The sequence below is a fragment of the Pseudacidovorax sp. genome (genome assembly GCF_017991995.1).
Taxonomy (GTDB): domain Bacteria; phylum Pseudomonadota; class Gammaproteobacteria; order Burkholderiales; family Burkholderiaceae_C; genus Xenophilus.
This window is the reverse complement of the sequence record NZ_JAGOPN010000006.1, coordinates 16872-31704: the sequence shown is the minus strand read 5'-3', so window position 1 is coordinate 31704 and position 14833 is coordinate 16872. Positions and strand designations below refer to the sequence as shown.

Sequence of the window (14833 nt, the reverse complement as noted above, 5' to 3'; positions counted from 1 at the left end):
GGATGCGCCGGCCTTGCCGGCGCCTTTGCTTGGATGACCGGCTTCGCGCCGGCCCACCCCCTCCGATCTCTTTCAACGACTCTGGCGCAGTGACTCAAGCCACGACCAAACACGATCTCCCCACCCTCGACCAGCTCACCGGGGGCGTCTTCACCGCCGCCACCTCCGGCGAACGGGCGCAGCGCGTGCGCGACTGGCTCGCGGGCAATCCCTCGCCCGAGTTGATGCAGGAAGTCTTCAAGGAACTCAGCGGCCGCGACAAGGGCGCCGCCCGCGCCCTGCGCGAGCGTCTTGACGAGATCAAGCGCGCCAAGGGCCAGGAGGTGATCGCCGCCGAGTGGGCCGAAAAGGCCCGCTCGCTGCTCGACCAGCCCCGGCTGAACATCGCCGACGCCATGGCCTGGCAGCGCGACGCCGCCAAGGCCGGCGCACCGTTGTCGCGTGAACCGCTCGCCGGCCTCAAGGCCAACCTGGCCGAACGGGTGAAGGGCGTGGAGGATCTGCAGCACCGCGCCCAGGTCCATCGCGAAGCCGCCGTGCTGCTGGCGCAGCGCTTCGAGGTGCTTTCCACCAAGGGCTGGCAGGACGCCCAGGCCGCCGAGGAGGGCCTGCGCGGCGACGTCGCCCACTGGACGACCCAGGCCGACGAGATTGCGCAGGACCCGAACTGGGCCAGCCTGGATGCGCGCTTCGCGCCGCAGCTCGACGCATCGCGGTCGCAATTGCAGGTCGTGTCCGAGGCCTTCCACAGCGCGCTGGCCCAGGCCGTGGCCGCTGCGGCCGATGCCCAGGCGCCGCTGCCTCCCGTCCCCGTCTGGGCCGACGAACTGCGTGCCGCCCGGGGCCTGCCGCCCGAAAACGCGCCGACCCCGGCCGCGGCACCGCCCGCCCCCAAGGTGGATCCGGCACAGCGTGCTGCCGCCGAAGCAGCCGTCGAAGCCTCCCTGGCCAAGCTGGAGGAAGCCACGGCCCAGGGCCAGGGCAAGAGCAGCCAGGCCGCGGCCAATGCGCTGCGCGCTGTGCTCAAGGAGCACGGCAAGCTGGTGGGCAATGCCCTGGAAGCGCGCGTGCATGCCGCGCTCGTCGCCGCCGGCGAACTCGAAGGCTGGCAGCGCTGGGGCGCCGACAAGGTCCGCGAAGAACTGGTGGCAAAGGCCGAAGGCCTGCTCAATCGTCCCGAGGGTCAGGCGCTGGGCGGTCGCAAGATGCAGGAGCAACTGCGCGCCCTGCGCGAGCAATGGAAGCAGGCCGACCAGGGTGGCGTGCCCAACCACGGGCTGTGGCGTCGTTTCGACGAGGCCTGCAACAAGGCCCACAAGGTGGTCGAGGCCTGGCTGGAGAAGGTGCGCGCCGAAGCCGCCGAACACCGCGCCCAGCGTCTTGCGCTGATCGAAGAGTTGCGCGCCTGGACGGTTGAGCACGCCAGCGATGCCGACCTCAAGGCCCGCAACCGCGCCCTGCACCAGTTCTCCGATCGTTGGCGCGATGGCGGCCATGTCAGCGAGAAGGTGTTCGCCGAGCTGCAGCCGTTGTGGGGCGCAGCCATGACCGAGGCCCGTGGCCCGCTCGAGGTTTCGCAGAAAGCCAGCATCGAGCGCCGTCAGCAGATGATTGCCGAGGCCACCGAACTCGGCGCTGCGCCGCAGCTGCGCATCGACGCCGTCAAGGCGTTGCAGCAGCGCTGGCAGGCCGAGGCGCAGGCCGTGCCGCTGGAGCGTCGCCAGGAGCAGAAGCTCTGGGACGCCTTCCGCAAGCCCATCGACGACGCCTTCCAGCGCAAGAGCGCCGAGCGCGAGCGCCAGACCGAAGCCATGGGTGAACACGACCGTGCGGTGCTCGAGGCTTCGAAGGCGCTGGAGGCAGCCAATGCCACCGGCGATGCCCAGAAGATCCGCGCCGCCATGACCGCGCTGGAAGATGCCCTGCGCGGCCGTCGCGAAGCCGCGGCTCCGGGCGGCGCTGCAGCACCTGTGGCCGGCGCCGATGCTGCCGCCCCTGCCGAATCCACCGCCGCGCCGACGGACGCTTCCGCCCAGGAGGGCGCACCCGCCGCCCAAGGTGGCGAGGGTGCGGCACCCGCACCGGCTGCGGCGCCCAAGGCTGCACCTCGCCCGGTCGTGGCCGTCCGCGGCGACGACCGTCCCGGCGCGGCACGCCCGGCCGCCGCACCCGCCGGTCGCTTCGGCGACCGCCGTGATTCCCGCGACAGCCGTGGCGGCCCGCGGGGCGGCGACCGCAGTGGCGACCGTTTCGGCCGCGACCGCGCCGGACGTCCCGGCGACATGCGCGGTGATCGTCCGCCGCGCGAGGACCGCGGTCCCCGTCTGGGCGATACCGCCTTCCGCGCCCAGCGCGACGCCATGGAGCACGCCCAGGCCGCCCTGCGCAAGCTGGCGAGCCAGGCGCACGGCGAGGCCGTGACGCAACTGCTCGACGCCTGGAGCAAGCGCGACGGCGCCGCCGTGCCGCCGGCGCAGGAACTGGGCCGCGTCACGCCTTCGGTGCGCAACCAGTGGGTGCAGTCGCTGTCCGCCGCGCCTTCGGGCGAGCCGGCCGAGGCCCTGCTGCGCCTGGAGATGGCCGCCGAAGTCCCCACCCCGCCGGAGCAACTGGACGCGCGCCGCGCACTGCAGCTCAAGCTGCTGACCAAGCGCAACGAGCCTGGCCCGGTCGAGACCTGGGCCCAGGACGCCGCGCGTGTGCTCGCTTCGGCGCATGAGCCGACGACCGCGCGTCGCCTGCAAAGCGCGCTCAAGCCGCTGTTGCGCAAGGGCTGATCGCGGGGCGTTGCCTCATCGAAAGCGGCGTGCCGGCGACGGTGCGCCGCTTTTTTCTTGGGGCTGCAGCGCCGGGGCGACGCTACCCTTCGAAGCGGGCGCGACACCCGCGGCAACCTGCGGGCGGCCCCTGCGGACCTCTCGCGTTCAGCGTTGACGGTCGTTGGCGAGGAAGAACGCGTCGAAGGCGGACGCCAGGCCGCTGAACTCCTGGATGAAGCGCGACCGGTCCACGAAGTAGGCTTCACAGGCAACGGCGAAGAACTCCGCCAGGGACGAGGCCGCGTAATCGTCGAGCCAGGGCGGCTCTCCCCCGAAGCGCTCTGCCACGATGGCCTGCTCGCGGAAGCGGTCGTAGGCGGGCTGCAGCGCAGCCAGCCAGCGCTCGCGGGCCTGGAGCGCCGTCGTGCTGCCCATGAAGCCGATTGGCAGTGGCGGACAGCCGTCCACCTGCCCGTCGCGCATGTCGATCTTGTGGGCGAACTCGTGGATCACCACGTTCAGGATGGGGCCGGCCTGCGTGCCGGCGGCGCCTTCGGCCACATGCGGCCAGCTCAGCATGACCGGGCCGTGCTCGCGCGCCTCGCCGATGATGGCCTCGTCGTACTCGTGCACCACGCCGGCCTCGTCCACCAGGGTGCGACGCGTGGACACCTCAGAGGGCACGACGACGATGCCGACGAAATCGTCGTACCAACCCAGGTCGCCCGGCAGATGAAGCAGTGGCAGCACGGCCTGCGCGGCGATGAGCAGCGCGACCTGGTCGGTGATCGCGAAGCCCAGCGCACCGTGGAATTCCTTCTGCTGCAGAAAGCGCGCGCTGAGCTCGCGCAGCCGCTCGCGCTCGTCCCTGCGACGGGCGGCGAGAAAGGGCAGCGCATCCAGGACGCGCTGCCAGTCGGCTTCGGGAATCTCGGGAGGGGGGCGCAGTCCGCGCAGCCAGCGTCCCAGCATCGATGGAGGCCTCAGCGCAGATCGACGCGCTGCGCGCCGGCCGCCGTCAGGCACAACACCTGGGCGCGAGGAGGTGAGGCAGCCACGTCCCAGTCGCTGAGGACCAGCCGTTCCAGGCCGTCGCCCAGGTCGTGCCGTCCGGGCTTGTGGGTATGGCCGTGGATCAAGGTCTGGGCGTGTGCACTGCGCAGCCAGGCGACGGCTGCATCGGCATCGACGTCCGCCCAGACGGCGCGTGGATCGGCCTTGCGCGATTCGCTCTGTTCGCGCATGTGGCGGGCGAGTGCGCGGCGCTCCTCCAGGGGCTGCGCGAGAAAGTTCTGCTGCCACTCCAGGCTGCGCACCTGCGCACGGAAGGCCAGGTATTCGTGGTCCTCCAGGCAGAGCAGGTCGCCGTGGCTGAGCAGCCAGCGCCGGCCATGCAGCACCAGCACCAGCGGATCAGGCACGCGCTGGATGCCGGCCTGGGCGGCAAAGCCCTGGCCGAGCAGAAAGTCCCGGTTACCGGCCATGAAGAACATCGGCCGGCGCGCCGCCGCTTCCTTGAGCCAGGCGGCGCAGTCGGCCTCGAAACCGGGCTCGGAGGCGGAATCGTCGCCCACCCAGACTTCGAAGAGGTCGCCCAGGATGAACAGGGCGTCGGCCGGCGAGGTCTGCAGGTACTGCCGCCAGGCCAGGAGGGTCTGCGGCTCGGCAGGATGCAGGTGCAGGTCGGACAGCAGGTCGACCGTGCGCCACTCGGGCGGCGCGAGGAATTCGGTGAAGGCGGCCTGCGCGGTCATCGATCAGGCGCGGGGCGCTCAGCCGCGATGCAGGCGAGGGGATCCGCGTACGGGCCGGTTGCGTGCATGCCGCCTTGCGATCACTCGGCCAGAACGGTGGCCTTTTCGATCACCACGTCGTCCGCGGGCACGTCGTCATGGAAGCCACGGCGGCCCGTCTTCACCTTGCGCAGCTTGTCGACGATCTCGGTGCCCGAGACGACCTTGCCGAATACGGCATAGCCCCAGCCCTGCTGCGACGGCGCGGTGTGGTTGAGGAAGTCGTTCTTGGCGACGTTGATGAAGAACTGCGCGGTGGCGGAATGGGGCGCGCTGGTGCGGGCCATGGCCACGGTGTACATGTCGTTCTTCAGGCCGTTGTTGGCCTCGTTGGTGATCTCGGCGCCCGTGGGCTTCTGCTTCATGCCGGGCTCGAAGCCGCCGCCCTGGATCATGAAGCCGTCGATGATGCGATGGAAGATGGTGTTGTCGTAATGGCCCTGGGCGACGTAGGCCAGGAAGTTCTCGACCGTCTTGGGTGCCTTCTCGGCGTCCAGCTCGATGACGATGGGACCGTGGTCCTTGATGGAGAGTTCGACTTTGGGATTGCTCATGGGGGCTCCTGGAGAAAGGGGAGGGCGCTCGCGGGGCGGGCTTACTTCAGCACCGTGGCGCTGCGGATGATGACGGGCTCGACCGGCACGTCGCGCATCGGGCCCTGGGCACCGGTGGGGACGGCGCGGATCTTGTCGACCACGTCCATGCCCGACACCACCTTGCCGAACACGGCGTAGCCATGGCCGTCCGGGTTGGGCGCGTTGAGCATGTCGTTGTTCTTCACGTTGATGAAGAACTGGGCCGTGGCCGAGTTCGGATCGCTGGTGCGAGCCATGGCGATGGTGCCACGGTCGTTCTTCAGTCCGTTGTCGGCCTCCAGCGCGATCGGTGCACGCGTGGGCTTCTGGCGCAGGTCGGGCGTGAAGCCGCCGCCCTGGATCATGAAGCCGTCGATGACGCGGTGGAACACGGTGCCGTCGTAATGCTTCTCCTGCACGTACTGCAGAAAATTGGCGACGGTCTTGGGTGCCTTGGCCGGATCGAGCTGCAGCACGATGTCGCCAGCACTGGTGGCCAGCTTGACGCGCGGCGCAGCGGCTTGGCTCCAGGCGGCAGTGGGTACGGTGGCGGCCGCAGCCAGGGCCAGCAGCCAGCGGCGGGTGAAGAGGGTGGAACGGGAAAACATCACGCAAAAACTCCCTGCGAGGTCACGGAAAGGGATAGGAGCGACCGTTGGCCCGGCGGTTCCGGCCGGGCGCCGATGGTGCATCAGCGCGCGATGCGCCGCTGCTCGGGCGTGGCCGCGGGCAGCTTGCCGTTGGCGGCATTGCCGGTGCTGTCCACCAGCTGGCGCACCAGCGCCAGCTTGGGCGCGACGCTGGAACTGGTCGATGCGAAGGATTGCGCGCGGTTGTACTGGCGCGCAGCCAGGCGCACATAGACATCGCCCAGGTTTTCGTGCGCGACGGCGTAGTTGGGGTTGAGGCGCAGGGCGTTGTCGAGCGCGTCGCGCGCCTTGTCGAGCTGGCCCTGGGCGGCGTAGATGACGGCCAGGTTGTTGTAGGGCTCGGGCAGTTCGGGATAGTCCTGCGTCAGCTTGACGAAGGTGTCGGCCGCGTCCTGCGGCTTGCCTTGTTCGCTGAGGATCACGCCGCGCAGGAAGCGCATCTGCGGGTCGCGCGGATTGCCGGCGATGTAGCGGTCGGCCTTGTCGAGCGCCTCTGCGGCCTTGCCCGCGCGCAGCAGCGCGTTGACGTCGGCGTAGTCGTCGGCCAGGGCCGTGCCGGCCCCTGCGACCAACAGGCAGGCCAGGGCAGCGCGGAGCAGGGAACGGGCGACGGGGGATGCGGCGTGCGTCATGGAGCGAGTGAGGCCGGACCGCGAGTGCGCCCCGGCGTGGTTGGATGCGGCAGCCGCCTCTGAAAAAGGCGCTGCGCAGGGGCCGTTTATACTTGCCGGATTGTAGCCACGGGTTGTCCGAAGCCCTTGGCAGTGCGCCCGCGGCGGCGCATGATCGACTCCCCAGGCCGGCGCCACCTTTCAACGGCGCCCATTCCGATTTCCATGACCCTGCGTATCTACAACACGCTCACGCGTGCACTGGAGGAATTTTCGCCGCTGGAGGCGGGCCATGTACGGATGTACGTGTGCGGCATCACGGTCTACGACTTCTGCCACGTGGGTCATGCCCGTTCGATGATCGCCTTCGACGTGGTGCAGCGCTGGTTCAAGGCCCGCGGCTGGCGCGTGACCTACGTGCGAAACATCACCGACATCGACGACAAGATCATTCGCCGCGCAGTGGAGAACGGCGAAACGCTCAAGGCCCTCACTGGCCGGATGATCGACGCGATGTACGAGGACACCGACTCGCTGGGCGTCGAGCGGCCCACGCATGACCCGCGCGCCACAGACTACATCCCCCAGATGCTGTCGATGATCGAGACACTGGAACGCAAGGGCCTGGCCTATCGCTCGGCCGATGGCGACGTGAACTATGCGGTGCGCAAGTTCCCGGGCTACGGCAAGCTGTCGGGCAAGTCGCTCGACGAGCTTCACGCCGGCAACCGCGTGGCCGTGGCCGAGGGCAAGGAAGACCCGCTCGACCCCGTGCTCTGGAAGAGTGCCAAGCCCACCGAGCCCGCCGAGGCCAAGTGGGAGAGCCCCTTCGGCACCGGCCGTCCCGGCTGGCACATCGAATGCTCGGCCATGGCCTGCGACCTGCTCGGCGAGACCTTCGATATCCATGGCGGCGGTGCCGACCTTCAGTTCCCGCACCACGAAAACGAGATCGCGCAGAGCGAAGGCGCCACGGGCAAGACCTTCGCGATGAAGTGGATGCACAACGGCTTCATCAACATCGACAACGAGAAGATGTCCAAGAGCCTGGGCAACTTCTTCACGATCCGCGACGTGCTGAAGAAGTACGACGCCGAGACGCTGCGTTTCTTCATCGTGCGCGCGCATTACCGCAGCGACCTCAACTACAGCGACGTGCACTTGGACGATGCGCGCAACGCGTTGCGCCGCCTCTATACGGCACTCGACGGAGTTCCGCCGGTGGAGGTGGCAGAGATCGATTGGCAAGACCCCCATGCCGCACGCTTCAAGGCCGCCATGGACGAGGACTTTGGCACGCCCGAGGCGGTCGCCGTGCTCTTCGAACTGGCTGCCGAGGCCAACCGCACCCGTTCCGCACAGACGGCCGGCCTGCTCAAGGCGCTGGCCGGCACGCTGGGCCTGCTGCAGACCGAGCCGCGTGCCTACCTGCAGGCCGGTGCGGGGCTTGACGACGCGGCCATCCAGGCGCGCATCGCGGAGCGCGCCGCGGCCAAGGCGGCCAAGAACTTCGCCGAGGCCGACCGCATCCGCAACGATCTGCTCGCCCAGGGCGTCGTGCTCAAGGACGGTCCCACGGGCACCACCTGGGCCGCGGCCCAGTAATCGGTGGACAGGACGGCAACCCTGGCCATGGCTGCTCCGCGCCCGCAGGATCCGGAATTCATCACGCCCGACTACTGGGAGGAGGCCTGCCGCCACCTGGTCAAGAAGGACCGCGTGATGCGCCGGCTGATCCCGCAATTCGGCGATGCACGCCTTCAGTCGCGCGGCGACGCCTTCACCACGCTGGCGCGCAGCATCGTGGGCCAGCAGATCTCGGTGAAGGCGGCGCAATCGGTGTGGGAGCGCTTCGAAAAGCTGCCGCGCCGCATGACGCCCGCGAACGTGCTCAAGCTGAAGGTGGACGACATGCGTGCCGCGGGCCTCTCGGCGCGCAAGGTGGAGTACTTGGTCGACCTGGCGCTGCACTTCGACGGCGGTACCGTGCACGTCGACGCCTGGAAGGACATGGCCGACGAGATGATCATCGCGGAGCTCGTGGCCATCCGCGGCATCGGCCGGTGGACGGCGGAGATGTTCCTCATCTTCCATCTGTTGCGCCCCAACATCCTGCCGCTGGACGACGCCAGCCTCATCGCCGGCATCAGCCAGCAGTATTTCTCGGGCGACCCCGTCAGCCGCAGCGATGCGCGCGAGGTGGCCGTCGCCTGGGCCCCTTATTGCAGTGTGGCCACTTGGTACATTTGGCGCTCGCTCGAGCCCCTGCCCGTGGCCTATTGACTTCACAGGAGTAGATCTTGGCAAAACGTAGCTTCCTCGACTTCGAGCAACCCATTGCCGAACTCGAAAGCAAGATCGAAGAACTGCGCTATGTGCAGAGCGAATCGGCAGTCGACATCTCGGAAGAGATCGACCAACTTGGCAAGAAGAGCCAGCAACTGACCAAGGAGATCTACAGCAGCCTCACGCCCTGGCAGATCACCAAGATCGCGCGCCACCCCGAGCGGCCGTATACGCTGGACTATGTGAACGAGATGTTCACCGACTTCGTGGAGTTGCACGGCGACCGGCATTTCGCGGACGACCTGTCGATCGTGGGCGGTCTGGCGCGCTTCAACGGCATGCCCTGCATGGTGCTGGGCCACCAGAAGGGCCGCGACACCAAGGAGCGCACCGCGCGCAACTTCGGCATGAGCAAGCCCGAGGGCTATCGCAAGGCGCTGCGCCTGATGAAGACGGCCGAGAAGTTCAAGCTACCGGTCTTCACCTTCGTCGATACGCCGGGTGCGTATCCCGGCATCGATGCCGAGGAGCGCGGCCAGTCCGAGGCCATCGGCCGCAACATTTTCGAGATGGCGCAGCTCGAAGTGCCGATCTTCACCACCATCATCGGCGAGGGCGGCTCCGGCGGTGCCCTGGCCATCTCGGTGGCGGATCAGGTTCTGATGCTGCAGTACTCGGTGTATTCGGTGATCAGCCCCGAGGGCTGCGCCTCCATCCTCTGGAAGACCGCAGACCGGGCGCAGGACGCGGCGGACGCGCTGGGCATCACGGCGCACCGCCTCAAGGCGCTGGGCCTGGTCGACAAGATCGTCAACGAACCGGTGGGCGGGGCGCACCGCGACCATCGGCAGATGGCGTCCTTCCTCAAGCGCGCGCTGACCGAGGCGGTGCGCCAGGTGGTGGACCTCAAGCCGCGCGAACTGCTGGAACGTCGCTATGACCGCATTCAGAGCTACGGGCGCTTCGCCGACACGAAGGTTGACGCCGGGCGCTGAGTTCCGAGTTGACGCGCAGCAGGGCGGCTCCCATTTTCATGCATGCGGCCGTGCGCGTCACCGCCGACGTGTTGCACCGCGCGCTTTGAGCGCTTCGCTCAGTCCGGGCGGCAGCAGCTTCTGCGACAGCCGCAACAGCAGGAACACCACGATGCCGTCGTCCAGCCAGCCCAGCAACGGTACGGCATCCGTGATCAGGTCCAGGGGGCTGATCAGGTACGCCGCCGCAGCGAGCACGGCCAGCTTGGCGCCCCACGGCGAGCGCCCGTCGCGCAGGACGGCCCAGGCCAGCAGGAGCTCCTTGCGCATCGCCCACCACAGTCGTCCCAACTTCCACATTCGGCAACTCCTCGGTCCGGGTGCGGCCGGCGCGGGAATGCGGCGGCCATGAGCGCAGTTGGAGCGCCAGGGGGGGCAGGGGTTCCCCCGGGTGGCGTCGAGGCAGCCGTCGCCGCGCTCACGCCGCGCCTGCCGCTGGGCGTCGCCTTGAGCGGCGGTGCCGACTCGACGGCGCTGCTGGTCGCCTGCGCGCGCCGTTGGCCGGGCCAGGTGGTGGCGCTGCACGTCAATCACGGGCTGCAGGCGGCGGCCGATATCTTCGAGCGCCATTGCGCCGCGCTTTGCGAACGCTGGCAGGTGCCGTTGCGGGTGGGCCGGATCGACGCGCGAGCGCAGGCTGGCGAAAGCCCGGAAGAGGTGGCGCGGCTGGGGCGCTACCGGGCGCTTGCCGCGCTGGCCAGCGCGGACGGTGACTTCGTCCAGAACGCGTCGGGTGAGGCCAAGGCCGTGGAACCTGCCCCGACCGGCGACGGGCCCCGCGCTGTGCAGGACATCGTGCTGGGTCACCATGCCGACGACCAGATCGAGACGCTGATCCTCGCCCTGTCGCGCGGTGCCGGTCTGCCGGGCTTGGCCGCCATGCCGCGCATGGCCGAGCGTGCCGGCCTGCGCTGGCACCGGCCCTTCCTGGACCTGCCGCCCGACACCCTGCGCGCCTGGCTGCGCGCCCGCGGCGAAAGCTGGGTCGACGACCCCACCAATGCCGATGCGCGCTACACGCGCAACCGCATCCGCCAGCAGGTGCTGCCCGCGCTGGCCGCCGCCTTCCCGCAGTTCCGCGAAACCTTCGCCCGCAGTGCGCGGCACGCAGCCCAGGCGCAGGAACTGCTGGCCAACATCGCCCGTGCCGACCTGGACCAGACGGGCACGCCACCCCGCATCCGCGCGCTGCAGGCGCTGCCGCGAAGCCGGCAGGCCAATGCATTGCGGGCCTGGCTGGCGCAGGCCGCCGGCCGTGCGCCGGCGGCCCGTCAGATCGACGAACTGCTGGACCAGATCGCCGACTGCACCACGCGTGGCCACCGTATCCATCTCAAGGCCGGCAGCGGCCAGGTGGTGCGCGAAGGCGACGCCCTGCGTTGGTACAATGGCGCGCCCTTGCCGAAGCCCCCGCGCTGAATGGCATCCGGGCCGCCACCGCGCAGGCCGCTCTGAAGGCCCGCCATCCCGGGCGACGCCGACCAGGCGACTCACTTTTCTTCCGACATCTCACCCATGGCATTGATCGTTCACAAGTACGGCGGCACGTCGATGGGCTCGACCGAGCGCATCCGCAATGTCGCCAAGCGCGTCGCCAAATGGGCGCGCGCAGGCCATCGCATGGTGGTGGTCCCCAGCGCCATGAGTGGCGAGACCAACCGCCTGCTGGGCCTGGCCAAGGAACTGGCCCCGGCCAAGCCCACCACGCCCTACAACCGCGAATTGGACATGCTGGCCGCGACCGGCGAGCAGGCCTCGTCGGCCTTGCTGGCCATTGCGCTTCAAAGCGAAGGCGTGGAGGCCGTGAGCTACACCGGCTGGCAGATGGGCGTGCAGACCGACAGCAGCTACACCAAGGCCCGCATCGAGCGCATCGACGACGAGCGCGTACGCGCCGACTTGGACGCGGGCCGCGTGGTCGTCGTCACCGGCTTCCAAGGCGTGGACGAACTGGGCAACATCACCACGCTGGGTCGTGGCGGCAGCGACACCTCGGCCGTGGCCATCGCCGCCGCCATGAAGGCGGACGAATGCCTGATCTACACCGATGTCGATGGCGTCTACACGACGGACCCGCGCGTCGAGCCCGATGCGCGCCGCCTGGCCAAGATCAGCTTCGAAGAGATGCTGGAGATGGCGAGCCTGGGCTCCAAGGTGCTGCAGATCCGCTCGGTGGAGTTCGCCGGCAAGTACCGCGTGCCGCTGCGCGTGCTCTCCAGCTTCACGCCCTGGGACATCGACATCAATGAAGAGGCCGTGTCGGGCACTCTGATCACCTTCGAGGAAGACGAAACCATGGAACAAGCCGTCGTGTCCGGCATCGCTTTCAGCCGCGACGAAGCCAAGATCTCCGTCCTGGGCGTGCCCGACAAGCCGGGCATCGCGTACCACATCCTGGGCGCGGTGGCCGACGCCAACATCGAGGTGGATGTGATCATCCAGAACCTCTCCAAGGACGGCAAGACCGACTTCAGTTTCACCGTCAATCGCGCCGAGTTTGCGCGCACGGTGGACCTGCTCAAGACCAAGGTGTTGCCCACGCTGGGCGCGGCCGACATCGTGGGCGACACCAAGATCTGCAAGGTCAGCATCGTCGGCATCGGCATGCGCAGCCATGTGGGCGTGGCCAGCAAGATGTTCCGCGTGCTGAGCGAGGAGGGCATCAACATCCAGATGATCTCCACCAGCGAGATCAAGACCTCGGTCGTGATCGACGAGAAGTACATGGAACTGGCCGTGCGCGCGCTGCACAAGGCCTTTGACCTGGACCAGCCTGCAAATTAATGCGCAACGCGCGGCCTTCGGGGTCGAACGGGGCAGATTTGATGGCATAATCATGGTCTGCCTAGCGCACTGGAAACGTGACCGAGTGGCCGAAGGTGCTCCCCTGCTAAGGGAGTATGGGGTGTAGAGCCTCATCGAGGGTTCGAATCCCTCCGTTTCCGCCAAGCCCTTCGCATAGAAAGCCGTTGATCTTCAACGGCTTTTTTCATTTCTGGCTGGCCGGCTGCTGCCGCTAGTCCCAAATTTGTCCTAAATCGATCAATCCGGGGGCTCCGCGCCCTCCGTCGAACGGGCCAGCGTCGCATTCAACGCGGCCAGGTTCGCACCCCGGTCGGCTGACGGAATCCACTTGGCGTAGTCGCGCATCATCACCGGCACAGAGTGCCCATGCTGCATGGCCACCCAGACAGGATTCGCGCCTGCCATCAGTGCGATGGTGACGCTGGTGTCGCGGCATTCCTTGGGCGGGCGATAGCGCACACCTGCCGCCAGCCGGGCTTGCAGCCAAGCGCGGCGTTGCGACCGCTCATCGATGTAGCGCGGTGGTTGAGCTCCACCAGCCGCTCGCGGTGTGGTCTTGGTGCGGGCCCTGTCCTCGGTCAGCACGCGCCCGGTGCACGCGCATCGTGCCGGCGCGCAGGTTCACGTCTTCCCACCGCCCCCGCACCGCCACTTTTCTCTTCCTGCGCCCACTCGCGCCTCGCGCCGCCGGTGGGCGTGCTGTGGCCAGCGTAGGGTGTACGGGCCTGCTGACACGATGGCACCTTGATCGTGCCCCCATGCTGCTTGCACGGTTCGGGCGCTGCGGGGCGCGCAGCACTCAGGAGTTGGCGAGGCGGTCGCGTCCGCTTCGCTGGATGCTCCGACACCGCCAGCAAGCTAGGCTTCAGCAGTCGAGATCGGCGAACCTGCGTCTCAACTGCCATAGGCGGACATCGGCACGGCCACGTTCTTCGACTGTCGCAGCGTCCGTCCGGCTTCTCTGCGCGGCCAGCATCGGGTCCAGTCGATCGCATTCCTGCCGGGCCGAAGGGCTGAGCGCCTGGCGGTGGGTGGCGGTCTTCCATTGGGCATCGTCCATGCCGGTCAAGGGGCGCACAGCCCGGCCCATCTGCTCGTTGAATTCCAGTCGCTGGACGTCCCGGCCCTTGCGGCTTTGGCCGCTCCAGCGGTCGGCGCCCTGGGTGGGGGTGGCATCGATCTCGATGGCGCCGACGCATGGCGTGTGGCTGTATTGGACTTTGCCCTGAGTGACGCATTTGTAGACCGCCTTTTGGGCGTGCACGGGTGGCGCCGTGAGGACCAGCGCCGTCAGGGGTACGAGAAGCAGCAAGGCGCGATTCATCGTGCCAGTCTCACACGGCCGGAGACTGCTTGGCGCGAAGGCTTCATCCATTCGACGGAGCGCCGCAGCGACGACCGTCGCAGCAACGCCATAGGTGTCCATGCCGCTGCTGAGAGTCACGCACCGGCTACCCCAGCGCCAGCCGGCTGCCGCGGTGCGATTCCTGGCCTCCCTACAGCGCCAACACCCCCAGCCCGCGCAGCAACACCAGCACCGCGACCGCGGCGGCCGTTGCGCCGAAGGCCTGCTGCAGTCGCGCCCCCGCCAGCCGCGCGCCCAGGCGGCGGCCGGCCAGCAAGGCCAGCACGGCGCCGGCGGCGAAGGGCAGGGCCACGTCCCAGGCGACGGCGCCCTGCGAGGCGGCGCCGGCCACGCCGCCCACCGACACCAGTGCGATCACGGCCAGCGAGGTGGCGACGATGCCGCGGATCGGTACATTGGAGAAGGCGCCCAGCATCGGCACGATGACGAAGCCGCCACCCACGCCCAGCAGCCCGCTCAGCAGGCCCGAGAGCGCGCCGGTGGCGCCCAGCGCGAGAACGCAGGGCGACACCAGCCGCAGCTGCCCACGCACCGGATCGAGCCGGCACACCTGCAGCGCAGACGGCGCGGAAGGCCCGGCCGGCACGGGCGCCAGCGACTGCCGGATGCTGCGCACCGCCACCCAGGCCAGCACCAGCGAGAAGCCCACCATCAGCGGCGCATTGGGCAGCCGGTGCGCCAGCATCACGCCCAACGGCGCGAAGGCCATGCCCGTCACGCCGATGATGGCCGCGGCGCGGTAGCGCACCTTGCCCTCGCGCAGCGCCAGCACCGCCCCCAGGGCCGAGGCCAGCCCCACCGCGATCAGGCCCACCGGCGCCGCCTGCACCATGCTCAGGTGCAGGCCGAAGACCAACAGCGGCACCGCCAGGATGCCGCCTCCCGCGCCGCTGAGGGCCAGCACCAGGCCCACGGCGGCGCCCATCGACAGGCTGATGAGCAGGGCAGTCATGG

Annotated in this window: 15 protein-coding genes and 1 tRNA gene; 7 read left to right on the top strand and 9 right to left on the bottom strand. The window is 68.8% G+C overall.

All coding sequences use genetic code 11. The annotated features are described in order from the left end of the window. Nucleotides 1-89: 89 nt before the first annotated feature. A complete protein-coding gene (locus tag KBC94_RS09745) occupies nt 90-2777 on the top strand; it encodes a DUF349 domain-containing protein (protein WP_294369329.1) in 2688 nt (895 codons plus the stop codon). A gap of 147 nt (nt 2778-2924) precedes the next feature. Here KBC94_RS09745 and KBC94_RS09740 read toward each other — a convergent pair whose 3' ends face one another. The 5 genes from KBC94_RS09740 to KBC94_RS09720 form a co-directional block, all read right to left on the bottom strand. After that, nucleotides 2925-3728, bottom strand: coding sequence for a M90 family metallopeptidase (locus KBC94_RS09740; RefSeq protein ID WP_294369864.1), 804 nt, complete (start codon nt 3726-3728; stop codon nt 2925-2927). Nucleotides 3729-3742: 14 nt separating this feature from the next. Next, nucleotides 3743-4513, bottom strand: coding sequence for a UDP-2,3-diacylglucosamine diphosphatase (locus KBC94_RS09735; protein ID WP_294369327.1), 771 nt, complete (start codon nt 4511-4513; stop codon nt 3743-3745). A gap of 80 nt (nt 4514-4593) precedes the next feature. Then, nucleotides 4594-5106: a peptidylprolyl isomerase gene (locus KBC94_RS09730; protein ID WP_294369324.1), complete on the bottom strand. Its 513-nt coding sequence runs from the start codon at nt 5104-5106 to the stop codon at nt 4594-4596. Nucleotides 5107-5147: 41 nt separating this feature from the next. Continuing rightward, a complete protein-coding gene (locus tag KBC94_RS09725) occupies nt 5148-5735 on the bottom strand; it encodes a peptidylprolyl isomerase (protein ID WP_294369862.1) in 588 nt (195 codons plus the stop codon). Between the two features lie 83 nt (nt 5736-5818). Then, nucleotides 5819-6409: a tetratricopeptide repeat protein gene (locus KBC94_RS09720; protein WP_081682456.1), complete on the bottom strand. Its 591-nt coding sequence runs from the start codon at nt 6407-6409 to the stop codon at nt 5819-5821. 204 nt (nt 6410-6613) lie between these two features. Here KBC94_RS09720 and cysS point away from each other — a divergent pair, with 204 nt between their 5' ends. Genes cysS through KBC94_RS09705 form a run of 3 tightly spaced genes read left to right on the top strand, consistent with a single transcriptional unit; the run spans nt 6614 to nt 9669 of the window. Beyond that, complete coding sequence (gene cysS, locus KBC94_RS09715) at nt 6614-7993, top strand: cysteine--tRNA ligase (protein ID WP_294369296.1); 1380 nt, start codon at nt 6614-6616, stop codon at nt 7991-7993. 27 nt (nt 7994-8020) lie between these two features. Further along, nucleotides 8021-8671: a DNA-3-methyladenine glycosylase gene (locus tag KBC94_RS09710; protein ID WP_234192200.1), complete on the top strand. Its 651-nt coding sequence runs from the start codon at nt 8021-8023 to the stop codon at nt 8669-8671. 17 nt (nt 8672-8688) lie between these two features. Then, on the top strand, nt 8689-9669 hold the full coding sequence (locus KBC94_RS09705) for an acetyl-CoA carboxylase carboxyltransferase subunit alpha (protein ID WP_294369288.1): 981 nt from the start codon (nt 8689-8691) through the stop codon (nt 9667-9669). A gap of 57 nt (nt 9670-9726) precedes the next feature. Here the strand turns inward: KBC94_RS09705 and KBC94_RS09700 are convergent, their stop codons facing one another. Then, a complete protein-coding gene (locus KBC94_RS09700; protein ID WP_294369285.1) occupies nt 9727-10008 on the bottom strand; it encodes a YkvA family protein in 282 nt (93 codons plus the stop codon). A 48-nt stretch (nt 10009-10056) separates the two neighbouring features. Between KBC94_RS09700 and tilS the strand changes: the two genes are divergently transcribed. From tilS to KBC94_RS09685, 3 genes are all read left to right on the top strand, one after another. Beyond that, nucleotides 10057-11127 (top strand): tRNA lysidine(34) synthetase TilS, encoded by a 1071-nt coding sequence (gene tilS / locus KBC94_RS09695; RefSeq protein WP_294369282.1) that lies wholly within the window; start codon nt 10057-10059, stop codon nt 11125-11127. Nucleotides 11128-11223: 96 nt separating this feature from the next. Then, nucleotides 11224-12492, top strand: coding sequence for an aspartate kinase (locus KBC94_RS09690; protein WP_114804209.1), 1269 nt, complete (start codon nt 11224-11226; stop codon nt 12490-12492). Between the two features lie 71 nt (nt 12493-12563). After that, nucleotides 12564-12656: transfer RNA gene (locus tag KBC94_RS09685), tRNA-Ser, on the top strand. Between the two features lie 94 nt (nt 12657-12750). On the opposite strand, the gene KBC94_RS09680 is transcribed toward KBC94_RS09685, so the two are convergent. From KBC94_RS09680 to KBC94_RS09670, 3 genes are all read right to left on the bottom strand, one after another. Further along, a complete protein-coding gene (locus KBC94_RS09680; RefSeq protein ID WP_294369277.1) occupies nt 12751-13098 on the bottom strand; it encodes a hypothetical protein in 348 nt (115 codons plus the stop codon). 280 nt (nt 13099-13378) lie between these two features. Next, nucleotides 13379-13939 carry a DUF4124 domain-containing protein gene (locus tag KBC94_RS09675; protein ID WP_294369274.1) on the bottom strand — a complete coding sequence of 187 codons (561 nt, stop codon included), beginning with the start codon at nt 13937-13939 and terminating at the stop codon, nt 13379-13381. A 70-nt stretch (nt 13940-14009) separates the two neighbouring features. Further along, complete coding sequence (locus tag KBC94_RS09670; RefSeq protein ID WP_294369272.1) at nt 14010-14831, bottom strand: sulfite exporter TauE/SafE family protein; 822 nt, start codon at nt 14829-14831, stop codon at nt 14010-14012. Nucleotides 14832-14833: the final 2 nt, after the last annotated feature.